Source organism: Streptomyces similanensis, from assembly GCF_039543625.1.
Classification (GTDB): Bacteria; Actinomycetota; Actinomycetes; order Streptomycetales; family Streptomycetaceae; genus Streptomyces; species Streptomyces similanensis.
Map to the genome: position 1 here is coordinate 1 of NZ_BAABKC010000115.1, position 22,054 is coordinate 22,054.

Genomic DNA, 22,054 nt, shown 5'->3' on the forward strand with positions numbered 1-22,054 from the left:
CGGCCGCCGGGGCGGCGGCCCGGGCGAGCGCCCGGGGCGCCGCGGGCAGCCACCGGACGGCGGCCGACGGAGCGGTGAGCAGACCGAGCACCATGGCGGGCCCTCAGAGGGTGGTGCGGCCGGGCCGCGCCGTGGGGCCGAGGGCGCCGGTGGCGGCGGGACCGGTGGCCGGCTTGTCCGCCGACGCCTTGCCGGTCGCCGACTTGCCGGTCGGCGGCTTGTCCGTGGGGGACGCGCTCCGGGCGCGGCGGCCGGGCCCCTTGGGCTGCGCGGCCGGGGGCGTCGCGGAACGCTCGGCCGTACCGGAGGCGAGTGCCGCCGTGGTGATGTCCTCCGCCGGTTCGGCGGTCGCGGGGGCGCGCCTGGTCCGCCGGGAGGCGGGGGCGGCGCTCGCGGTGGGGCCGGTGGTGCGCGCGGTGCCGGTGGTCTCCGTGGCCGGTGCGGCACCGGGTGCGGTGTCCGTCGCGCCGGGGGTGGTGGCACCGGTGTCCGCGGTACCGGTACCGGTGGTACCGGTGCTGGTGGTACCGGTGCCGGTGGTACCGGTACCGGTAGTAGCGCGGTCCGTGGCGGCGCGGTCCGTGGCGGCGCCGGTTTCCGGTCCGCCGGCGGTCAGGCGTCCGGGCTCGCGGGGCTCCTCGGAGGCGGAGCGGGCGGGCCGGGGCTGGGTGAGCCAGGCGACGGCGGCTCCGGTGAGGGCGACGGGCCACTCCACCACTCCCGCGACGCCGAGAACTCCGGCGCCCGTGTAGACCGCGAGCCGCCGTCCCCTCGGCGACACCGCGCCGACCTTGTCCAGCGTGCCCTGCGCGGCCCTGCCCACCGTCCCGGCGCCGGGTACCCTCCGCAGCACCGAGGCAGCGCCGTGCAGGGGCGCCGTGAGGACCGACGACGACTTCTGCTCAGCCATGACTCTCCTCGCCTGGGTGAGATCCCTTCCGTGCCCCCCGGGTGCCCGCGACCGCGCTGGTCATCCCGTTCGTCTCAGGGAACGTCAGGGTGCGCGCCCGCGCCACCGGCCACGCCGCCCGCTCGGCCGGACGGCTCTCGCCGCCCCGGTCACGAGCGGCCGGGTGCGGCGCGGCCGTCCACCCTCTCCACCGCGCCCACTCGGCCTCCCGACCGCACCTCTCCGCCTCTCCGCCGCACCTCTCCGCCGCGTCCCGACCGCACCTCTCCGCGCCCCGACCGCGCCTTCCCGCACCCCGACCGGCGTACGGCTTCTCAGCGCCCGGCGTGGCCGAGCATCTCCTCGGTCAGCTCCCGCCGGTAGGCCGCGTAGGCGGCGCGCAGCTCCGGTCCCGGCCACCGGGCGGGCAGCAGTGGGGCGGGCAGGACGGGGTCGGCCAGCAGGTGCCGTACCACCGCGGCGAGTGCGGTGAAGCGGTCGGCGGGCCGGTCGGCGCGCGCCGCGTGGGCGAGCAGCGCACGGGCCGTCGCCGCCCACGCGTCCAGCGGCCACAGGCGTGCGGCGAGGTCCTCGCCCGGCTCGTCGGGCCGGGCGGTGAACCGCCGGACCACGTCGTCGAGGCCGTCGGGCCAGGGACGGCGCAGGTTGGCGGGCCGCAGCCAGACGCCCTCGCGGAGTTCGGCGAGGCGCAGGGCGGTCAGGCCGGTGCGCAGTCCGGCGCGTTCGGCGGGCCCTCGGCCGGTCGCCGTGACCACCGCCATCTCCCACTCCCCGGTCCAGTCGCGGGTCCGCGGGTGCACGGCCGCGTCCTGGCGCCGCTGGCGCTCCAGCAGGCGGTCGCCGATGCCGTAGACGCCGTCCGCGCGCCGCAGGTCACCGGCGGCGACCATGCGGCTGAGCGCCGCCCGGAGTGTGGAGCCGCCGATCCCGAAGGGCTCGACGGCCCGCAGCAGGTCCCGTACCGGCAGCTCGGGCGGATGGGCGCCCAGCAGCAGGCTCAGGACCACGGACCGCGCGGACAGCGGGCGCAGCTCGACCGCGGCGGGCTCCTCGGAGGCGTTCATGGGCACGTACTCTACGGAGCAAGTTGTTGCACTATTGCTGCGACCGCAGAGCGAGTGCAACACTGCGCGTATGGCCTCGACACTCGCGCACGAGCAGCAGGATCAAGGGCGGCCGGCCGGGCGGACGCCGCAGGACCGGCGGCCGGCCGCGGAACGGCCGCCGCAGCCGGCCGGGCAGTACGCCACGCACGACGTCACCAACCAGCCCCCGCCCCTGAGCCCGTACGACGCGTCCGAGGACACGGCCCTGCTGGAGGGCCTGCGCCGGGAGGGCGCCGGGTGGGCCGAGGAGGACGTACGGCGGCTCGGGCGGCTGGCCGGGAGCGCCCAGGCCCAGGAGTGGGCCGAGCAGGCCGACCGGAACGGACCGGAGCTGCGCACCCATGACCGGTACGGCCACCGGATCGACGAGGTCGACTTCCATCCGAGCTGGCACCACCTGATGCGGGCCTCGGTCGCCGAGGGCCTGGCCGGCGCGCCCTGGGCGGACGCCCGGACCGGCGCGCACGTGGCCCGCACGGCGGGCGGACTGGTGTGGGGGCACACGGACGCCGGGCACGGCTGCCCGACGTCGATGACGTACGCCGCGGTGCCCGCCCTGCGCGCCCAGCCCGACCTCGCCGCCGTCTACGAACCGCTGCTGACCAGCAGGGTCTACGAGCCCGGACTGCGGGCGCCGACGGAGAAGCAGGGCCTGCTCGCGGGCATGGGCATGACCGAGAAGCAGGGCGGCTCGGACGTGCGGACCAACACGACGGCGGCCGCGCCGACCGCCGAGCCCGGCGTGTACACGCTGCGCGGGCACAAGTGGTTCACCTCGGCGCCCATGTGCGACGTCTTCCTGGTGCTGGCGCAGGCCCCGGGCGGGCTGTCCTGCTTCCTGGTGCCGCGCGTCCTGCCCGACGGCAGCCGCAACGCCTTCCGGATCCAGCGGCTCAAGGACAAGCTGGGCAACCGTTCCAACGCCTCCTGCGAGCCGGAGTTCGACGGGACGGTCGCCTGGCTGGTCGGCGCCGAGGGGCGGGGCGTCAAGACCATCATCGAGATGGTCAACTGCACCCGGCTGGACTGCGTGATGATGTCCGCCGCGCTGATGCGCAAGACGCTCGTCGAGGCCGGCCACCACACGCTGCACCGCCGGGCCTTCGGCGCCCGCCTGGCCGACCAGCCGCTCATGCGCAACGTGCTGGCCGACCTGGCGCTGGAGTCGGAGGCGGCCACCACGCTGACGCTGCGGCTGGCCGGCGCGGCCGACCGGGCGGTGCGCGGGGGCGACCAGCAGGAGACGGCGTTCCGGCGGATCGCCACCGCCGTCGGCAAGTACTGGGTCACCAAGCGCGGACCGGCCTTCACCGCGGAGGCCCTGGAGTGCCTGGGCGGCAACGGCTACGTCGAGGAGTCCGGCATGCCCCGCCACTACCGCGAGGCGCCCCTGCTGTCGATCTGGGAGGGATCGGGCAACGTCAACGCGCTGGACGTGCTGCGGGCGCTCGGCCGCGAGCCCGGCGCCGCGGAGGCGCTGTTCGCCGAACTCGCCCTGGCCCGGGGGGCGGACACCCGTCTGGACGCGGCAGTGACCCGTCTGCGCGACGGTCTCGGCGCGGCCTCCCCCTTCGGTGCGCGCCGTGTGGTGGAGCTGACGGCGCTGGTCCTCCAGGCGTCCCTGCTGGTCAGGCATGCCCCGTCCGCCGTCGCCGACGCCTTCTGCGCGACCCGGCTGGGCGGCGAGGGCGGCCACGCCTTCGGCACCCTGCCGGACACGGCGGACGTCGACACGATCCTGGGGCGGGCGCTGCCCGGGACGGCGTGAGCCGACGGTCCGGGCCTGCCGTGTGAGCCGCCGTCCGGGACGTGAGCCGGGACCGGAACGTCCGCCGGGACCGAGCCGTGGGCTGTCGGCCGACCGGCCGGGCCGGGTGAACCGGGTCGCTCCCGGGCGGGCGGCCGACTCGCTCACCGGGGCCGGCGACCGGTCCGCTCACCGGGTCTCGCGGCCCCACAGCGGGTCGAAGCGGGCCCACTCCACGTCCCACCCGTCGAGCCGCCGGCGCTCCAGGCGTTCCCGTAGGAGGCGGCCGCAGGCGAGGGGAACCGCCGCGGCGGTCATCCCCACCAGGCCGCCGATCACCAGGGACCGGGTGCGGGCCTGGTTCACCGTGGGCGGCCGGGTCACCAGCCGTCCCCGGCGGTCGGTCCAGACCGTGACTGCGGCGCCGACCGCGCTGTCGGAGGCCACCCGGGTCCGGCCGGTGCGCGCCGTCCCGTCGGGCGCGGTCCAGCGCACCTTGCCCCACACCGAGGCGGGAGCGCCGCCCGGCCCGTGCCCGGTCCCGGCGTCACGCGCGCCGTCGTCGTCGGTCTCCGCGGCGGACGCCGCGCCGGGCGCCTTCCGCGTCACCAGGGCCACCGTGGACCGCCACTCCGAGCGCTCCTGGTCCAGCCCGTGGCGCACTCCCCGGACGCCCGCCCAGCCGACGAGCACGCCGGCGGCGAGCGTGAGGAGCCAGACGCCGAGCACCACCCATGCCTCCACCGCGTCGGCACGGCGTTTGAGCGGATTGCGGCGCCACCGCCACAGCCATACCCCGGGACCGGGACCACGGAAGGCCATCGAAGGCGTCCTCCTCACATACGCGCGGACATGCCGGACCGCTCTCCCGTACGGAAGAGGGCTCACTGATGCTCGACGCCCGGGTTCCCCGGTGCGCCGGGCCCAAGGGTCCGCGGCCCCGCACGGCCGCGCGGGGCGCCGACGGTGCCGGTCCGACCTGCGACGACGTCGCCGCGCGGGTCACTGTCAGTGGCGGGGTGCACACTGACCGGTGTCCGGGACGACGGCGTCCGGGACGACGACTCCCGGAGGTGACCGGCATGACCGAGGTACTGCTCGCCGTGGGCACCCGCAAGGGCCTGTTCATCGGACGGCGGCGCGGCGGCGACTGGGAGTTCGACGACCGCCCCCACTTCAACGCGCAGGCCGTGTACTCGGTGGCCGTGGACACCCGCGGCCCCGTCCCCCGGCTGCTGGCCGGCGGCGACAGCGCGCACTGGGGCCCGTCGGTGTTCCACTCCGACGACCTGGGTCGCACCTGGACCGAGCCGGCCCGCCCCGCGGTGAGGTTCCCCAAGGACACCGGCGCCTCGCTGGAGCGGGTGTGGCAGCTGCACCCGGCGGCGGCGGAACCGGAGGTGGTGTACGCGGGCACGGAGCCGGCCGCGCTGTACCGCTCCGAGGACCGCGGCGAGAGCTTCGCGCTGGTGCGCCCGCTGTGGGAGCACCCGACGCGGTCACGATGGGTGCCGGGCGGCGGCGGTGAGGGCCTGCACACGGTGGTGACGGACCGCCGCGACCCGAACGCCGTCACGGTCGCCGTGTCGACCGCCGGGGTGTTCCGCACCCGCGACGGCGGGGCGAGCTGGTCCCCCGCGAACCGCGGTGTCTCCGCCGTGTTCCTGCCCGACCCGAACCCGGAGTTCGGCCAGTGCGTGCACAAGGTCGCCCAGGACCCGGCCGACCTCGACCGGCTGTACCTGCAGAACCACTGGGGGGTGTACCGCAGCGACGACGGCGGCGCGAACTGGACCGACATCGGCGCGGGGCTGCCCTCGACGTTCGGCTTCGCCGCGGCCGCCCATCCGCACCGCGGCGACACGGCGTACGTCTTCCCGATCAACGCCGACGCGGACCGGGTGCCCGCCGGCCACCGGTGCCGGGTGTTCCGCACCTCGGACGCGGGCGGCAGCTGGGAGCCGCTGTCGGCGGGCCTGCCCCGGGAGGACCACTACGGCACGGTGCTGCGCGACGCCCTGAGCACCGACGACGCCGATCCGGCGGGCGTCTACTTCGGCAACCGCAACGGCGAGGTGTACGCCTCGGCGGACGACGGCGACAGCTGGCGGCAGGTGGCCGCGCACCTGCCGGACGTGCTGTGCGTGCGCGCGGCGGTGATCGGATGACCGCGTCGGGCGTCCTCGGTCCGCCTGCGGCGCCGGCCGCACCGGCCGCACCGGACCGGCCGCCTCCGGCCGGTGTCCGGCAACCGCTTGATCACCGCCCCGGGACCGGCAGTAGGGTGACGCCCGTGGCACCACGACCCTTGCATGAAATCGTCGAAGCCGGCTGGGCGCAGGCCCTGGAACCCGTGGCCGGACGGATCGCCCAGATGGGCGACTTCCTGCGCGCGGAGATCGCCGCGGGACGCACCTACCTCCCGGCCGGGGCGAACGTCCTGCGGGCCTTCCAGCAACCCTTCGACGAGGTACGCGTCCTGATCGTCGGACAGGACCCCTACCCCACTCCCGGGCACGCGGTGGGACTGTCGTTCTCGGTCGCGCCCGAGGTGCGCCCGCTGCCCGGCAGCCTCATCAACATCTACCGCGAGCTGCACAGCGACCTGGGGCTGCCCCAGCCGTCCTCCGGCGATCTGACGCCGTGGACCCAGCAGGGCGTGCTGCTGCTCAACCGGGCGCTCACCACCGCCCCGCGCAAACCGGCCGCCCACCGGGGCAAGGGCTGGGAAGAAGTCACCGAGCAGGCGATCCGGGCGCTGGCCGCGCGCGGCAAGCCCCTGGTGTCGATCCTGTGGGGCCGCGACGCCCGCAACCTCCGTCCACTGCTCGGCGATCTGCCCTCGGTGGAGTCGGCCCACCCCTCCCCCATGTCCGCCGACCGCGGCTTCTTCGGCTCCCGTCCGTTCAGCCGCGCCAACGACCTGCTGATCGGGCAGGGCGGACAGCCGGTGGACTGGCGCCTGCCGTGACGGACCGGCCGGCGGCCGGCCCGGTGGGATTCCTCGCCGTGGACTCCGGCGGCTCCGGGATCCGGGCCGTCGTCGGGACGCCCGGTCGCGGACCGCTCGCCGAGCGCCGCTCGCCGGTGCCGGTGCGCACCGGGGAGCGGGGCATCGACCCGGCGCACCTGATGGAACAACTGGTGCCCATGGCGCGGGCGCTGGTCGCGGAGGCCGGGGTGGAGCGGCTGGCGAGCGCCGTCGTGGGGGCCGCCGGGTTCGCCACCCTGGGCGACGCCCTGCGCGCCGAACTGCCCGGCGCGCTGGCGCGGGAACTCGGAGTGCGCGAGGTCGCGTTGGCCGCCGACGCCGTCACCGCCTACGCCGGTGCGCTCGGTTCGCGCCCCGGCGCCGTGATCGCCGCCGGGACGGGGATGATCGCGCTCGGCACCGACCTGGCGGCCTGGCGGCGCGCCGACGGCTGGGGGCATCTGCTGGGCGACTGCGGCGGCGGCGCGTGGATCGGCCGGGCCGGCCTGGAGGCCGCGCTGCGCGCCCACGACGGACGCGACGGCGGCTCGGCGGCGCTGCTCGGTCGCGCCGAGGAGGCGTTCGGACCCATGCCCGAACTGCCCGGCAGACTCTACCCGCGCCCCGACCGCGCCGCCGTCCTGGCATCCTTCGCCCCCCAGGTGGCCGCCTGCGCCGCCGACGACCCCGTGGCGGCCGGTGTGCTGCGCGCCGCGGCCCGGCACATCGCCGAGTCCGCCGCCGCGGTGTGCCCGCCGGAGGGCGAGCCGCTCATCGCCCTCACCGGGGGCCTGTTCAAGACGGGCGAGCCGCTTCTCGTCCCGCTGGAACGGGAGCTGACGGCACGGCTGCCGCACGCGCGGCGCGTCACCGCCGAGGGCGACCCCCTGCACGGCTGCGCGCTCCTGGCGGCCGAGCTGGTCGGCGGCGCGCTCGCCCTGCCGGGTGACGAGAAGATGCTGTACGTCCCACCGGCACAAAGGGACTGATCCCCCGACCGATCGCCCACATCCCGACGTGTCGACCCCGCGCCGGACAAGTGCGCCGATGTCCTGGGCGAGTTGTCGCATCCGACCTGTTTGCGCCCATAGAACATGCTTGATCAGTACGTAACTCATCAGACAAAACCGGACGGAAACCGCTCACCTGCACCCTCCCCGAACAGGGGCACCGCGAAAGCCAGTAACATGCGGCGCCATGAGCTCCCCCACTGGGCCCGCGTCCGGCCTGCCAGTACGAATGCCGCGCCCCCGCCAGCCCGGACGGCACCGCCGACCCGAACCGCTGGCGGCTCCCGAGGGCGCGCCCGCGCTCGTCCTCGCGGTGCCGGGCACGCCCGGCGCGGCCACGCGCGGCCTCGCCGAGGAGGTCGTGAGCATCGCCCGTTCCGAGCTGCCCGGCCTGGACGCCCTGATCGGCTACCTCGACGGTGACGACGCGGAGTTCCCGACCCTGCAGTCCGTGCTCGCGCGCGCGGCCGACGGCCGGACCGCCCGCTACGAGCAGGCCCTCTCCGCCGGTCTCGAGGTCAAGGAACCCGACGGTCCGGTGGCGGTCGTCGTCCCGCTGCTCGCCGGCCCGGACGGCGCGCTGCTGCGCCAGGTCCGCCAGGCCGTCATGGACAGCCGGGTCGCGGCCGAGCTGACCGACGTCCTCGGCCCGCACCCGCTGCTCGCCGAGGCGCTGCACGTCCGGCTGTCGGAGGCGGGTCTGGCCCGCGCCGACCGGGCCCGGCTGTTCACGGTGGCGACCGCGGCGGACGGCATCATCCTCGCCTCGGTCGGCGGCGACGAGGCCGTGCAGGCGGCCGGTATCACCGGCATGCTGCTGGCCGCCCGCCTCGCCGTGCCGGTGATGGCCGCCGCCCTGGACCAGGAGGGCTCGATCTCGGCCGTCGCCGAGCAGCTGCGCTCCTCCGGCTCCCAGCAGCTGGCCCTGGCTCCGTACCTGATCGGTCCGGAGATCGGCGCCGAGCTGCTCGAGGCCGCCGCCGGGGAGGCGGACTGCGCCGCCGCCGAGTCCCTCGGCGCCTACCCGGCGATCGGCAAGCTCGTCCTGGCCAAGTACACGACGGCTCTGGGCATCGCCCCGCAGCAGGCGCAGAGCACGCCGGTTCTCTGACCCTGGTCCCCGCCGGACGCCACGGCACCACGCACGACCCGCACGACCCGCACGACCCGCACGACCGCGACGAAGGGCCCGCTCCGTACCGACGGGGCGGGCCCTTCGCCGTGCGAGCCGCGTCACCCGGTCTCCGCGTCGGGCGGGTCGCCGGGCGGGCCGCCGGTCGGTTCAGCCGATGACCACGCAGGAGGCCGCCGGCACCCGTACCGCTCCGGCGCGCGCCGGCAGCCCGGTGGCCGGGTCCACGGCGAACCAGGTCACCTCGCCGGAGCGCTCGTTGGCGACGTACAGGAAGCCGTCACAGAAGGTCAGCGCCCGTGGCCAGTGACCGCCGCACGGTACCGTCCCCGCCCGCGTCAGCCGCTCGCCGTCCGCCTCGACGGCGAAGGCGGACAGCACGTCCTCGCCGCGGGTGGCGATCCACAGGAACCGGCCGTCCGGCGCGACCACGATGCCCGAGGGGTAGGCGTCCCCGGTCGGGGTGTCCGGCAGGACCGGGGTCTCGGCCAGCGGCTTGAGCGAGCCGGCCGCTGCGTCCCAGCGGCAGACCGTGACGGTGGGGGTGAGTTCGTTGACGACGTAGGCGTGCCGGCCGTCCGGGTGGAAGGCCAGGTGGCGGGGGCCGGAGCCGGGGCGCAGCGCGATCTCCCGGTGCAGGTCGAGCCTGCCGTCCGTCAGCGCGCAGGCCCGCACCGAGTCGGTGCCCAGGTCGACGCTGACCGCCCAGCGGCCGCTGGGGTCGGGCTGCACCTGGTGGGCGTGCGGGCTCCGCTGGCGGCGTTCGTTCGGGCCCGATCCGCTGTGCCGGAGCTGCCCGGAGGGAGCGTTGCCGAGGCGTCCGTCGGCGCGGACGGGGACGGCGGTGACGCTGCCGGAGCCGTAGTTCGCGGTGAGGACGTGGCCGTCGAACAGGCTCAGGTGGGTGGGGCCGCTGCCGTCGATCCGTACGGGCGGGCCGGTGAGTTCGAGCGCCTCGCCCTTGACCCGGTAAGCGGCCACCGCGCCCTCGGCGGTCTCGCTGACGGTGTAGAGCGTGTCGCCGTCGGGCGACAGGGCCAGGTACGAGGGGTCGGCGACGTTGTCCGCGCTGGTCAGCGGGGTCAGCGCCCCGCCGTGTTCGGCCACGGCCGCGGTGACGACGCCGGGGCCGCCCGCCGCCGTGAACGATCCGATGAACGCCCGCCGTGCCCGCCTGCCGCCGTCTGCCACCGCTGAACCCCTCTCGGTCGACCCTTGCGGTGACGGTAGCAGTCGATCGCGCGCGGTCTAGACCAAGAGGGCGGACGTGTTCCCGTCCCGGGCGGCCCGGGGCGGGAGCGCGCGTCTCAGGGGCGGGACCGTGTGTCTCAGGCTCCGACGAGCGGGGAGCCCGAGGGGGCGCGCAGGGGCGCGGACAGCTCGGCCAGGGCGCGTTCCAGGCCGTGCAGGTGAGCGAGCGCGCCGGCGTCCGCGGCCGGGCGGGCGGTGACGTCGGCGACGGGTCCGGCGCCGCCGGTGAGTGCCTCCACCGCCGCCTCCACGCGCCAGCAGGCGGCGGCCAGACGGGCGTCGTGGGAGGCCTCCGGGTCGGCGGCGACGGCGACCAGGCCGCGGATCTCGCGGGCGCAGTCGTCTAGCGAGCGGAGGACCTGCCGGGCGCGGCGCCTGCGGCCGCGCATCGGGTTCAGCGGGTGCACGAGCGGCGCCACGGAGAGCCGTACCCGGCCGAGCAACTGCTCCAGCTCGGCCACCCGGGGCGCCGGGTCGGCGTGTGCCGCGCCCGCGAGCCGGGCTGCCGCCTCGCCGGTGCAGGCGTGGACGCAGCGCAGGGCGCGCTGGATCCAGGCGTCGGTGACGGCGTGGGTGCTGACCGGCAGCAGGAACAGCACGGCCAGCCAGGCGCCGAGCGCGCCGACGGCGGTCTCGCCCAGGCGCAGCGCGAGCAGGTGGGGGGTCAGCACGCCGAGCAGGCCGTAGAGCGATTCGGCGAGCACCGTGACCCAGAGCATCATCCAGGTGTAGGACACGGCGGCGGTGTAGAAGATGCCGAACACGCTCACGGCGACGAGCAGGGCCGTGGGCAGTGCGGCTCCGTGCAGCGGGGCGACGACGAGGACGCCGAGGCCGATGCCGAGCAGCGTGCCGAGGACCCGGCGGAAGCCGCGGACCAGGGTCTCGCCGCGCGAGGCGGTGTTCACGAAGACCCACCAGGTGGCGCCGACGGCCCAGTACCAGCGCTGTCCGGACATCAGTTCGCCCACGACGAGGGCGAAGCCGGCGCCGGCGACCGCCTGCACCGCCTGCCGGGTGGTCACCCGGGCCAGTCCCGCCCCGGCCGGCGGCGCGGGCACGACGGGCGGGGGCAGCCGGCGCTCGTAGCACCACAGGCCGAAGCGCGCCGCCGCCGCGCTGAGCACGGACAGGACGACGGCGGCGGACAGCTCGGGCAGCTGTCCCGGTGTGGCGTGCAGGAACTGGGCCACGAAGAAGGTCATGAACGCGAACACGCCGAGGCTGTGGCCGCGCGGTCCCCAGCGCCGCGCGTACACACCGGCCCCGACCACGGCGAGGAAGGCGAGGTCCCGGGCCAGGGGGTGGTCGTGCAGCGCGGACGCGGCGGCGAGGACCGGGATGCCGACGAACGGCAGCAGCGCGGTGGTGCCGGCCTGGCCGCGGACCGTGGGGTCGGTGACCGTGAACAGCGCGAGCAGCGCGGCGAGCCCGCCGGTGACGGCGCCCGTGAGCGAGTGTCCGGCGGCGGCGCTGACGAGGACCGCCAGGCCGATGCCGAGGACGGCCCGGGCGGCGAAGCGCAGCCGCGCCCGCCCCGGGTCCGGAGCCGCGAACACCCTCTTCAGCACTGCTGACCGCCCCCTTGGAGTACGTGGGTGCCCCGGGACGCGTCTCGCGCGCCGCACCGGACACCGGCATGAAAAAGGCGCCGCGGAAGTCCGCAGCGCCATCGACGTGCCCATCACAGCATCACGATGGCCCTTGGCTCAAGTGACTCGCTTTCCACTGGACCATTGGCACAGCTGGACGCTTTCGATCACTGCTGATCACAAGCCAATGGACGACGTCCTCTGGCCCAGACCGTCCGCTCCCCGTTGAGCCATTGGTACAGTCGACGTCGATCAACGAACGCACCAGGAGGCGGCGCGTCATGGCCGTGGACGAACTCGACACCCGCATCCTGCGGCTGCTCCTCGAACAACCGCGCACCAGCGTGCGCGAGTACGCCCGCATCCTCGGCGTGGCGCGCGGCACGCTCCAGGCCCGGCTGGACCGTCTGGAGCGGGACGGTGTGATCACCGGCACGGCCCCCGCCTTCTCCCCCGCCGCGCTCGGCCACCCGGTGCTCGCGTTCGTGCACATCGAGGTGACCCAGGGCCATCTGAACGACGTGGGGGACGCGCTGGCGGGGGTGCCGGAGATCGTCGAGGCGTTCTCCATCACCGGCGGCGGCGATCTCCTGACCCGGGTGGTGGCGCGGGACAACGCGCATCTGGAGGACGTGATCCAGAAGCTGATCAGCCTGCCCGGCGTGGTCCGCACCCGCACCGAGGTGGCGCTGCGCGAACGTGTCCCGCACCGGATGCTGCCGCTGGTGGAGTCGATCGGCCGTACGGCCCGGAGGTGAGCCGGGCGCACCGGAGGTGAGCCGGGCGCGCTCCGCCAAGCGCCGCCGGGCCGTCAGGGCGCCGGCGCCCGGAGCGCCGCGGCGATCTCCGCCAGCCACCGGTCGACCGGCCCGAGGGCGACCAGGCCGCTGCCCGCGCCCGCCACTTCCCCGGCGGCCGGCCGCAGCCGTGCGTGCGTCCGCTCCAGCGCCGCCCGGTCGTCCAGCTCCAGCGCGAGGGCCGCCTCCAGACAGCACAGTGCCTCCTGGAGCAGGTCGGCGGGCGGTTCGGGCAGGCCGTCGAGGGCGGCCCGGGCCTGGTCGCGACGACCCTCTCCGAGCAGTCCGAAAGGCCGCAGCCAGGGCCGGTACGGTCCCCAGTCCGCGCCCGGGTCCACGGCGCCGGCCGCCTCCAGCGCGGCCCGGGGCCGGTCCGCGAGGCCGGAGCAGAGCAGCGCCAGCGGGAGCAGCCCGGCTGACAGACCCGGCATTCCGGCGCCGTCCAGCAGCGCGGCGGCCGACCGTACGGCCTGCTCGTCGCCGGCCTCCATGGCGCGGTACCAGCCGGTGAACACCGCCACCAGCGGGCGTTCGTGGCGGTCGCCGAGCCGGTCGGCGGCAGCGGCGTGCGCCCGTGCGCCGGCGCGGTCGCCGAGCGCGGCGCGGGCCTGCATCCGCACCAGACGGCCGAGCACCTCGTAGCTCGTCAGCCCGTGCCGCGCCGACAGCGCCACCAGCTCCGCACCGATCGCGTCCCGCCGCGCGGCCAGACCGGCCCGCGCGCAGGACTGCATGAATCGGCCGTTGAGGGCGAAGGCGAGCAGCGCCGGATCGTCCAGCCGGCGGGCGAGCGCCTCGGCCTCCGCCGCGGCCAACGGCCCACGGGGTGACCGGGTGCCGCGCGACTCCAGGGCGACGGTGGCCAGCAGCCGGCAGCGGTCGGCGTCGTGGGCGGGGCCGTGCGGCAGGGCGGCGAGGGTGCGCTCGGCGGCCTCGACGATCCGCCGGGCCGCCCGCGGGTCGTCGCTGCGGGTCCAGACCGCGGGGACGTCGTAGGCGCCGATGACACGGGCGGTCAGGGCCGGGTCGCCCAGTTCCTCGGCGGCGTCGACCACCGCCGTCCGCTGCTCGCGCGCGGCGGCCAGTCCGCCGCCGCCGGCCAGGGCGAGGCCGCGCAGCAGTCCGACCGTCGACTCCAGCCGCGCCCGCGACCCGGCGGCCACGGTGCGGTCGTACGCCTGTGCGGCACGGTTCCACAGGTGCACTGCGGCGGCCGTCTCCTCCGGCGCCTCCAGGCCGGGGCTCTGGGCGAGCACGTCCGCCTCCAGACGGCGCAGCGCGGGGCCGGGGTCCACGCCGAGCTGCTCGACGAGGGTCGCGCGGGCGCGGCGCAGGACGGCGAGGGCGTCGCCCTGACGGCCCGTGCGGTACAGCGCGAGCGCCAGCAGCCGCCAGGCCTCCTCGCGCCACGGCTGCGCGGTGACGTGGGCCTCCAGGTCGGGCACGGCCTCGGCGGCCCGGCCGAGCCTCAGGCGGGTCGCGGCCCGCTGTTCCTCGGCGTTCAGTCGCAGTGCGGCGAGGCGGGCGCGTTCGGCGCGGGTCCAGTCCTCGTCGGCGAACTCCGCGTAGGCGGGGCCCCGCCACCACGCCAGGGCCTGTTCGAGCCGGTCGAGGGCCTGCCCGGGCTGCAGGCGGGCCGCGTCGGTCACGGCCGTCTCGAACCGCCAGGCGTCCACCGTGTCCGGCGCGGTCCGCAATACGTATCCGGGGCCCTCGGTGACCAGCAGACGGGCGGGGGCACGGGGCGGGCGGTCGGGTTCGAGGGCGCGGCGCAGGGCGGCGACGAAGGTCTGGAGGGCGCCGACGGCTCCGGCTGGCGGCTCCGGCCACAGGTCCGCGACCAGCCGGGCGACCGGGACCACCCGGCGGCGGGCGACGAGCAGCCGGGCCAGAACGGCGCGGTGCCGTGGGCCCTTCAGGTCCAGTGGGCCGCCGTCACCCTCGGCCACGACCGGCCCGAGCACGCCGAACCGGACTCCGTCCGCCATCGTCGCCCCTTTCCCTCTCGTTCTCGTCCCTCGGTCCGCCGCGCACCGATCGTTCCTCGCCCCGGCGTGCTGATTGTCCGCTGATTCGGCGGCGGCAGGCTCGGTGCCGCCGGCCGATCCGACCGGCCGTTCCGACACCCCCTCTCAGGAGAGGCATCGCCGATGACACCCGCCATCCCCGGTTTCGACCTGCGCCGTGTTCCCGTCGCCGACGGAGTCGAGCTGACCACGGCCGTGGGCGGCTCGGGCAGCCCCGTCGTCCTGCTGCACGGCTTTCCGCAGACCCATCTGATGTGGCGGCACGTGGCCGCCGACCTCGCCGCCGACCACACCGTGATCTGCCCCGACCTGCGCGGGTACGGCGCCAGCGGCAAACCGGCCGACACCGACGGGACGGCCTACGCCAAGCGGACCATGGCCGCGGACGTGGTGGCGCTGACCGAAGCGCTCGGCCACGAGCGCTTCGCGCTGGCCGGGCACGACCGCGGCGCCCTGGTGGCCTTCCGCGCGGGACTGGACCATCCGGAGCGGGTGACGCACCTGGCCCTGCTGGACGTCCTGCCGACCCTCGACATGTGGGACGTGCTGCACGGCACGTCGGCCGCCGTCGCCTTCCACCTGTATCTGATGGCCCAGCCGCCGGGCCTGCCCGAGCGGATGATCGCCGCCGCGGCGGACGACTTCTTCGGCTTCTTCCTGGACGCCTGGACCCGGGCGCCGGAGGCGCTGCCCGCCGACGTACGGGCCGCCTACCTCGCGGCCTGCCGCGCCGCCGTGCCCTCGATCGTGGCCGACTACCGGGCCTCGGCGGGCATCGACACGGCCCACGACCGCGCCGACCGGGACGCCGGGAAGCGGCTGGCCATGCCCGTCACCGTGCTCCAGCAGGACTGGGGCGCCGCCCTCGGCTACGACGCCGCCGCACTGTGGCGCGCCTGGGCGCCGGACCTGTGCCACACCACGGTCACCTGCGGGCACTTCATGGCCGAGGAAGCTCCGCAGGAGGTGGCGAAGGCCCTGCGGGAACTGCTGACCCGGGCCGGGTGACCCGGCCGCCGGTCGTCCGGAGGCAGGTGCTCAGGACCGGCGGCGCGCACCGCCCTGGCGGCCGCCTCCCTTGGTGCCCTTCCCGCCCTTGCCGCCCTTGCCGGCTCTGGCGCTCTTGGCCGTACGGGAAGCGCCGGAGCCCTCCTTCTGGCCGGTCGCCCTGCCGCCCCGGGCCGTCGCGGGCTTTCCGCGGGCGCCGCTGCCCTGGCCGTCCTTGGCCCGGTCGGCGGTCTGGGCGCGGGTGCGGCCCCGGGTGCTGTTGACCGTCCGGCCGCGGACGATGCCGATGAACTCCTCGACCAGATCCGTGGTCGCCTCCTCCGGCCAGGTCAGCACGACGCCCGACTGCGGGGCGTCGACGACCGGCCGGTAGGTGAGGTCCCGGCGGTGGTGGAGGCGGGCCAGGGACTGCGGGACGAGGAGCAGTCCCACCCCGGCCGCCACCAGTTCGACGGCGTCCTCGGTGGTGGCGGGGCGCTCGAAGGCGGGCTCTCCGGGCGGCTGATCCCAGCCGAGCACGTCGTCCAGGGGGTGGAGGACGACCTCCTCGGCTAGATCCTCGACCGACACCTCCTCCACGGCCGTCAGCAGGTGGTCCTTGGGGACCACGACGACGGTCGTCTCGGTGTAGAGCGGGATCGCGCTGAAGAACGTGCGGTCCACCGGCAGCCGCAGGATGCCCGCGTCCGCCGCGCCGTCACGCAGGGTCCCGGGCGCGTCGGCGGCCGGTACCTGGACGAGGGTGAGGGGGACGTCGGGCAGGCGCTCGTTCCAGGTCCGCACCCACTTGGCGGGCGTCACCCCGGGGACGTACGCGAGCCGGAACGTGGGGGATGTCTCCGAGCCTGTCACCCCGCCAGGTTACCCGCCGTGGTCGGAGCGCCCTCCGGCGGTCGATAGTCTGGACACCATGAAGTCGCACCAGACCGCCCAGACCATGAAGGCCGCCACCGCGGCGAAGAAGCTGGGTGTGTACCTCCCCGCCACGCCCGCAGAGTTCCAGCAGGGCGTCGTCTCGCGCGCCGAGCTGAACGAGCTCCAGGCCAATCCGCCCGAGTGGCTGCGGGAGCTGCGACACAACGGCCCCCATCCGCGCCCCGTGGTCGCGGCCAAGCTCGGTGTCTCCATCGCCGGTCTCGCACGGGGCGGGATCACCGAGGCCCTCACCACGGAGCAGATCGAGGCGCTGAAGCAGGACGAGCCCGAGTGGCTGGCGAAGGAGCGCGCCACCCAGGCCGAGGTCCGCAAGGAGACCGCCCGGCTGAAGAAGCGCGACGCCGAGCGTGCCGAGCAGGGCGACGAGCCCCGCTCCTGACCGTCCACCGGGCTCCCCGGGCACCGGGACTCCGGCTGCCCGGACCTCACGGCACCCGAGGTCCGGGCGCGGACTCCCGGTGCCGGGGGCCAGGTGTCGGGGGCCAGGTGTCGGGGGCCAGGTGTCGGGCGCCGGGTGCCGAGCGCCGAACCCTCGGTCTCCGGCCCTGGATTCCTGGCCCCGGTGTCGGCCCCTGAGTCATCCACCCCGGTTTGCCGGCCCCGGGCGTCGGGTTTCCACTCCACACCCCGCGTCTCAGGCCGCCTGGGTTCCGGACCGCTCCGCCGCCTCCCGGTGGATCGGCGTCCCGGACCCGGTCAGCGGAACGCCTGTTCCCCCGTGCCGGGCCGCGACGATCTCCGCCGCGATCGACAGCGCCGTCTCCTCCGGGGTGCGGGCGCCGAGGTCCAAGCCGATCGGCGACCGCAGCCGGGCCAGCTCCCGTTCGCCCAGTCCGGCGTCTCGCAGCCGCCGCTCCCGGTCGGCGTGGGTGCGGCGCGATCCCATCGCGCCGACGAACGCGACCGGCATCCGCAGCGCGACCGTCAGCAGCGGTATGTCGAACTTCGCGTCGTGGGTGAGGACGCACAGCGCCGTACGCGCGTCGGTCGCCGTACGCCTGAGGTAACGGTGGGGCCAGTCGACCACGATCTCGTCGGCGTCCGGGAAGCGGACCCGGGTGGCGAAGACCGGGCGGGCGTCGCACACGGTCACGTGGTACCCGAGGAACTTGCCCGCCCGCACCAGCGCCGCGGCGAAGTCGACCGCCCCGAAGACGATCATGCGGGGCGGCGGCATGTTCGACTCGACCAGCAACGTCAGTCCGCCCGGGCAGTGCGCCCCGTCCTCCGACAGCTCCACCGTGCCGGTGCGCCCCGCCTGGAGCAGTGCCCGCGCCTCGGCCGCTGCCGTACGGTCCAGCTCCGGGTCCCCGGTCAGACCTCCCTCCCGCGATCCCTCGTACGTCCCGTCGGGCCGCACCAGCAGGGCGGCGCCCGGCAGACCGGCCGGGCCCCGGACGATCCGGGCCAGGGCCGCCGGCTCGCCGCGGACGGCGGCCGACAGCGCCGCCCGGACCACCGGTCGGGCGGGGGACGCCGAGTGCACCGGGGTGACCAGGACGTCGATGGTGCCGCCGCAGGTCAGCCCGACGGCGAAGGCGTCCTCGTCGCTGTAGCCGAACCGTTCGAGAACCGTCTCGCCCTCCTGGAGGGCCCGCGCGCACAGTTCGTACACCGCTCCTTCCACGCAGCCGCCGGAGACCGAGCCGATCGCCGTGCCCGCGCTGTCGACGGCGAGGGCGGCGCCGGGGTCGCGCGGCGCGCTGCCGCCGACCCTCACCACGGTGGCGACGGCGAAGTCCCGGCCCTCCTCCACCCAGCGGTGCAGTTCCTCCGCGATGTCAAGCATCCGGTGCTCCCGTCACCGCCTGGAGGACGCGGTCGGGCCGGATGGGCAGATTCCGGTGACGGACGCCGGTGGCGTGCCAGACCGCGTTGGCGATCGCCGCCGCGGCGCCGACGATGCCGATCTCCCCGATTCCCTTGAGCCCGACCGGGTCGTCCGGGTCCGGGTCGGCCACCCAGTCGGCCTCGATCTCCGCCACATCGGCGTTGGTGGCGACGTGATAGCCCGCCAGGTCGGCGCCGTAGAGGCCGCCGGTGGCCGGGTCCCGGACCGCTTCCTCGTGCAGGGCCATGGAAATTCCCCAGGTCATGCCGCCGACGAGCTGACTGCGTGCCGTGAGCGGGTTGACGATCCGGCCGGCGGCGAAGATGCCGAGCATCCGGCGCACCCGCACCTCGCCGGTGGTGACGTCGACCGCGACCTCCGCGAACTGCGCGCAGAAGGAGTGCCGTTCCTTCTGGGTGAGCGCCTGGAGCGCCTCGGTGGTGTCGGACCGGACCGTGATGCCCTCGGGCGGGATGTCGGCGCCCAGCGCCAGCCGCTCCTTCAGTTCGCTCGCCGCGGCCGTGACCGCCCAGCCCCAGGAGCGGGTGCCCATGGAGCCGCCGGCGAGCCACGCGGGTCCGAAGTCGCTGTCGCCGATCCGCATCTTGACCCGGTCGGGGGCGACTTCCAGGGCGTCGGCGGCGAGCAGGGTGAGCGCGGTGCGGGCGCCGGTCCCGATGTCGGCGGCGGCGATCCGCACCGTGAAGGTGCCGTCGGCCTCGGCCGTGGCGACCGCCGTGGACGGTGCGGCCCCGGCGGAGAAGGAGCCGGCGGCCGTGCCGGTGCCGAGCAGCCAGCGGCCGTCGCGGCGCACACCGGGGCGCGGGTCCCGGCCGGCCCAGCCGAACCGGCGGGCGCCCTCGTCGAAGCAGGCCCTCAGATTGCGGCTGCTGAAGGGCAGCCCGGAGACGGGGCCCCGGTCCGGTTCGTTGCGCAGCCGCAGTTCGATGGGGTCCAGACCGCACTTCTCGGCGAGTTCGTCGAAGGCCGACTCCAGGGCGAAGGAACCCGGGGCCTCGCCGGGGGCGCGCATGAACGTCGGGGTCGGCACGTCCAGCCGCACGATGCGGTTGGCGGTGTGGTGCGCCTCGGCGCCGTACATCACCCGGGCGGGGCCGGCCGCGGGTTCGACGAAGTCGAAGACGGTCGAGGTGAGGTTGACGGCGCTGTGCTCCAGCGCGCGCAGCCGCCCGTCGGCGCTCGCGCCGAGCCGGACCCGCTGGATGGTGGGGCTGCGGTAGCCGGTGAGCGAGAACATCTGCCGACGGGTCATGACGACGCGGACCGGGCGGTCCAGAGCGGTCGCGGCCATCACGGCGGCGACCTGGTGCGCGCGCACTCCCTTGCTGCCGAACCCGCCGCCGACGTGTTCGGAGCGCACCCGCACCGCGTCCGGTTCGAGGGAGAACAGCTTCGCCAGTTCGCTCCCCACCCAGGTGGCTCCCTGGTTGGAGTCGATCACTTCGAGTCGGCCACCGTCCCACAGGGCGGTCGCCGCGTGCGGCTCCATCATGCTGTGGTGTTCTTCGGGGGTGGTGTACTCGGCGTCCAGGACGACGTCGGAGGCGGCGAGTTCGGCCTCCAGATCGCCCTTCTCCGTCACCGCCGGCATGAAGCCGTCCACCGGGTGGGTGTCGGTGCGGCTGGCGGAGAGCGCCACGTCGTGCGGCTCCCGGTCGTAGTGGACGGCCAGCGCCTCGGCGGCCTCCCTGGCCTGTTCGGGGGTCTCGGCGACGACCAGGGCCACCGGCCAGCCCAGGTGGGGCACCCGGTCGTGCTGGAAGACGGCGCAGGTGGGGTCCGGCGGGGAGCCCAGCATGCCGATGTACTCGGTGTTCAGCCGGGGCGCGTTCCCGTGGTGCAGGACGGTGATCACACCGGGCATCCGGAGGACGGGCTCGTCGTCGACGGAGCGGATCCGGCCACGGGCGACGGTGGACACGGCGAGCCAGCCGTGGGCGAGGTCGGCGAAGGGAATCTCCCCAGCGTACCGGGCGGTTCCGGTGACTTTCTCATAGCCGTCCACACGGGTGTGCGCCGTCCCCACGGACTGCTTGGGGGTGGTGGGCGTCCCGGTCGTCGTGGTGGTCATCGGGCCGCCTCCTCGGCGAGTTCGGTCAGGACGGCCACGATGAGGTTGCGCATCAGGGTCACCTTGTATCCGTTGTGGGGCAGCGGCCGGGCCGCGGCGAGTTCGGCGTCCGCGGCGGCGGCGAAGGTCTCGGCGCCGGCCGGCGCTCCGGCCAGTGCCCGTTCGGCCGTGCGGGCGCGCCACGGCCGGGAGGCGACCGCTCCGAGGGCCAGCCGCACGTCGTGCACGACGCCGTCCCGTACGTCGAGCGCGGCGGCCACGGAGCCGATCGCGAACGCGTAGGAGGCGCGTTCGCGCACCTTGCGGTAGCGGGAGCGGGCGGCGACCGGCGCGGGCGGCAGGGTGACGCCGGTGATCAGGGCGCCCGGCGGCAGGACCGTCTCCTGGTGAGGGGTGTCGGCGACCGGCAGGTAGAAGTCGGTGAGCGGCGACCGACCGGGACCGTCGGGTGTCTCGTAGGTGACGGTGGCGTCGAAGGCGGTCAGCGCGACGCCCATGTCGGAGGGGTGGACGGCCACGCAGTGCTCGGAGGCGCCGAGGACGGCGTGGTTGTGGTGCTCGCCCTCGATCGCGGGGCAGCCGCTGCCCGGGACGCGCTTGTTGCACGCCTGGGTGACGTCGGTGAAGTAGGCGCAGCGGGTGCGCTGGAGCAGATTGCCGCCGACGGTGGCCATGTTGCGCAGTTGTCCGGAGGCGCCGGCGAGTACCGCCTGCGTCAAGGCCGGGTAGCGGCGGCGCACTTCGGGGTGGGCGGCGAGGTCGCTGTTGGTGACGGTCGCTCCGATGCGCAGGCCGCCGTCCGCGGTGGGTTCGATCCCGTCGAGCGGGAGTTCCCGTACGTCGACGAGGCTGGCGGGCCGTTCGACGCCGGTCTTCATCAGGTCGACGAGGTTGGTGCCTCCGCCGAGGAAGCGGGCGTCCGGGTCGGCGCCGAGCAGGGCGAGGGCGCCCGCGACGTCGTACGCCCTGTGATAGCCGAACTCCCTCATGCCGCCGCCTCCCGGTCTGCCGTGGTCTGCGCGGCCGGGGCGGTGCGCGCCACGGCCGCCCTGGCGACCGCCTGGGTGATCGCGACGTAGGCGCCGCAGCGGCAGAGGTTGCCGCTCATCCGCTCCCGGATCTCGTCGGGGGTCAGGGGCGGCGGGCCCGCTTCGGGGCGTACGTCGTCGGTGGCGGCGCTCGGCCAGCCGGCCGCGTGTTCCTCGATCACGGCGATGGCGGAGCAGATCTGTCCGGGCGTGCAGTAACCGCACTGGTAGCCGTCGAGGTCGAGGAAGGCCTGCTGCACAGGGTGCAGTCGCTCGCCTTCGGCGACGCCCTCGATGGTGGTGATCTCACGGCCCTCCGCCGCCACCGCGAACTGCAGGCAGGCCACGGTGCGGCGGCCGTCGACCAGGACGGTGCAGGCGCCGCACTGCCCCTGGTCGCAGCCCTTCTTGGTGCCGGTGAGGTCCAGTCGCTCACGGAGAGCGTCGAGCAGGGTGGTGCGGTGGTCGACCGACAGCGCGTGCTTCTCGCCGTTGACGTTCAAGGTGATGCCGCTGTGCGTGGGCGACGGGACTGGATCCATGATCAGCTTCTTTCGCGTATCCGGAAGTGCGTCGGAGGGAGACTGCCGACGGACGGACCATTCGGAAGAGGAGC

General features: G+C 75.6%; 19 protein-coding genes. 8 read left to right on the forward strand and 11 right to left on the reverse strand.

Features of this window, described 5'->3' with window-relative positions; translation table 11 throughout:
• Positions 1–103 precede the first annotated feature (103 nt).
• Both ABEB07_RS39335 and ABEB07_RS32755 read right to left on the reverse strand, forming a co-directional pair.
• Positions 104–910, reverse strand: coding sequence for a hypothetical protein (locus ABEB07_RS39335; protein ID WP_425589124.1), 807 nt, complete (start codon positions 908–910; stop codon positions 104–106).
• Between the two features lie 314 nt (positions 911–1,224).
• Entirely contained in the window at positions 1,225–1,974 is a 750-nt protein-coding gene (locus ABEB07_RS32755) for a PaaX family transcriptional regulator C-terminal domain-containing protein (protein WP_345671672.1), read from the reverse strand.
• Between the two features lie 70 nt (positions 1,975–2,044).
• On the opposite strand from ABEB07_RS32755, the gene ABEB07_RS32760 reads away from it, so the two are divergent.
• A complete protein-coding gene (locus ABEB07_RS32760) occupies positions 2,045–3,784 on the forward strand; it encodes an acyl-CoA dehydrogenase family protein (RefSeq protein WP_345671674.1) in 1,740 nt (579 codons plus the stop codon).
• 168 nt (positions 3,785–3,952) lie between these two features.
• On the opposite strand, the gene ABEB07_RS32765 is transcribed toward ABEB07_RS32760, so the two are convergent.
• On the reverse strand, positions 3,953–4,585 hold the full coding sequence (locus tag ABEB07_RS32765; RefSeq protein ID WP_345671675.1) for an Rv1733c family protein: 633 nt from the start codon (positions 4,583–4,585) through the stop codon (positions 3,953–3,955).
• A gap of 260 nt (positions 4,586–4,845) precedes the next feature.
• Here ABEB07_RS32765 and ABEB07_RS32770 point away from each other — a divergent pair, with 260 nt between their 5' ends.
• The 4 genes from ABEB07_RS32770 (at position 4,846) to ABEB07_RS32785 (ending at position 8,855) form a co-directional block, all read left to right on the forward strand.
• Complete coding sequence (locus ABEB07_RS32770; RefSeq protein ID WP_345671676.1) at positions 4,846–5,931, forward strand: WD40/YVTN/BNR-like repeat-containing protein; 1,086 nt, start codon at positions 4,846–4,848, stop codon at positions 5,929–5,931.
• 125 nt (positions 5,932–6,056) lie between these two features.
• The gene (locus tag ABEB07_RS32775) at positions 6,057–6,734 is read left to right on the forward strand and encodes a uracil-DNA glycosylase (RefSeq protein WP_345671677.1); all 678 of its coding nucleotides are present in this window, start codon (positions 6,057–6,059) and stop codon (positions 6,732–6,734) included.
• Entirely contained in the window at positions 6,731–7,723 is a 993-nt protein-coding gene (locus ABEB07_RS32780) for an N-acetylglucosamine kinase (RefSeq protein WP_345671679.1), read from the forward strand. Before ABEB07_RS32775 ends, ABEB07_RS32780 begins: the two co-directional genes overlap by 4 nt.
• Before the next feature lie 208 nt (positions 7,724–7,931).
• A complete protein-coding gene (locus ABEB07_RS32785) occupies positions 7,932–8,855 on the forward strand; it encodes a sirohydrochlorin chelatase (RefSeq protein ID WP_176148041.1) in 924 nt (307 codons plus the stop codon).
• A gap of 171 nt (positions 8,856–9,026) precedes the next feature.
• On the opposite strand, the gene ABEB07_RS32790 is transcribed toward ABEB07_RS32785, so the two are convergent.
• Positions 9,027–10,067, reverse strand: a complete 1,041-nt coding sequence (locus tag ABEB07_RS32790) for a lactonase family protein (protein ID WP_345671680.1) — start codon at positions 10,065–10,067, stop codon at positions 9,027–9,029.
• A 137-nt stretch (positions 10,068–10,204) separates the two neighbouring features.
• Positions 10,205–11,698: an FUSC family protein gene (locus ABEB07_RS32795; protein ID WP_345671682.1), complete on the reverse strand. Its 1,494-nt coding sequence runs from the start codon at positions 11,696–11,698 to the stop codon at positions 10,205–10,207.
• A 302-nt stretch (positions 11,699–12,000) separates the two neighbouring features.
• On the opposite strand from ABEB07_RS32795, the gene ABEB07_RS32800 reads away from it, so the two are divergent.
• Positions 12,001–12,477 carry an Lrp/AsnC family transcriptional regulator gene (locus ABEB07_RS32800; RefSeq protein WP_345671683.1) on the forward strand — a complete coding sequence of 159 codons (477 nt, stop codon included), beginning with the start codon at positions 12,001–12,003 and terminating at the stop codon, positions 12,475–12,477.
• Between the two features lie 53 nt (positions 12,478–12,530).
• Here ABEB07_RS32800 and ABEB07_RS32805 read toward each other — a convergent pair whose 3' ends face one another.
• Positions 12,531–14,504, reverse strand: coding sequence for an AfsR/SARP family transcriptional regulator (locus tag ABEB07_RS32805; protein WP_345671684.1), 1,974 nt, complete (start codon positions 14,502–14,504; stop codon positions 12,531–12,533).
• Positions 14,505–14,666: 162 nt separating this feature from the next.
• Between ABEB07_RS32805 and ABEB07_RS32810 the strand changes: the two genes are divergently transcribed.
• Positions 14,667–15,551, forward strand: a complete 885-nt coding sequence (locus ABEB07_RS32810; RefSeq protein WP_345671685.1) for an alpha/beta fold hydrolase — start codon at positions 14,667–14,669, stop codon at positions 15,549–15,551.
• A gap of 30 nt (positions 15,552–15,581) precedes the next feature.
• Here the strand turns inward: ABEB07_RS32810 and ABEB07_RS32815 are convergent, their stop codons facing one another.
• A complete protein-coding gene (locus ABEB07_RS32815) occupies positions 15,582–16,403 on the reverse strand; it encodes a LysR family substrate-binding domain-containing protein (protein WP_345671686.1) in 822 nt (273 codons plus the stop codon).
• Positions 16,404–16,461: 58 nt separating this feature from the next.
• Here ABEB07_RS32815 and ABEB07_RS32820 point away from each other — a divergent pair, with 58 nt between their 5' ends.
• Positions 16,462–16,866, forward strand: coding sequence for a DUF5997 family protein (locus tag ABEB07_RS32820; RefSeq protein ID WP_164583615.1), 405 nt, complete (start codon positions 16,462–16,464; stop codon positions 16,864–16,866).
• 255 nt (positions 16,867–17,121) lie between these two features.
• Here ABEB07_RS32820 and ABEB07_RS32825 read toward each other — a convergent pair whose 3' ends face one another.
• From ABEB07_RS32825 to ABEB07_RS32840, 4 genes are read right to left on the reverse strand one after another with little or no spacing between them, the layout of a single operon-like run.
• Positions 17,122–18,276, reverse strand: a complete 1,155-nt coding sequence (locus tag ABEB07_RS32825) for an XdhC/CoxI family protein (RefSeq protein ID WP_345671687.1) — start codon at positions 18,274–18,276, stop codon at positions 17,122–17,124.
• The gene (locus tag ABEB07_RS32830; RefSeq protein ID WP_345671689.1) at positions 18,269–20,410 is read right to left on the reverse strand and encodes a xanthine dehydrogenase family protein molybdopterin-binding subunit; all 2,142 of its coding nucleotides are present in this window, start codon (positions 20,408–20,410) and stop codon (positions 18,269–18,271) included. Before ABEB07_RS32830 ends, ABEB07_RS32825 begins: the two co-directional genes overlap by 8 nt.
• On the reverse strand, positions 20,407–21,399 hold the full coding sequence (locus ABEB07_RS32835; protein ID WP_345671690.1) for an FAD binding domain-containing protein: 993 nt from the start codon (positions 21,397–21,399) through the stop codon (positions 20,407–20,409). Before ABEB07_RS32835 ends, ABEB07_RS32830 begins: the two co-directional genes overlap by 4 nt.
• A complete protein-coding gene (locus ABEB07_RS32840) occupies positions 21,396–21,980 on the reverse strand; it encodes a 2Fe-2S iron-sulfur cluster-binding protein (protein WP_345671691.1) in 585 nt (194 codons plus the stop codon). Before ABEB07_RS32840 ends, ABEB07_RS32835 begins: the two co-directional genes overlap by 4 nt.
• Positions 21,981–22,054: the final 74 nt, after the last annotated feature.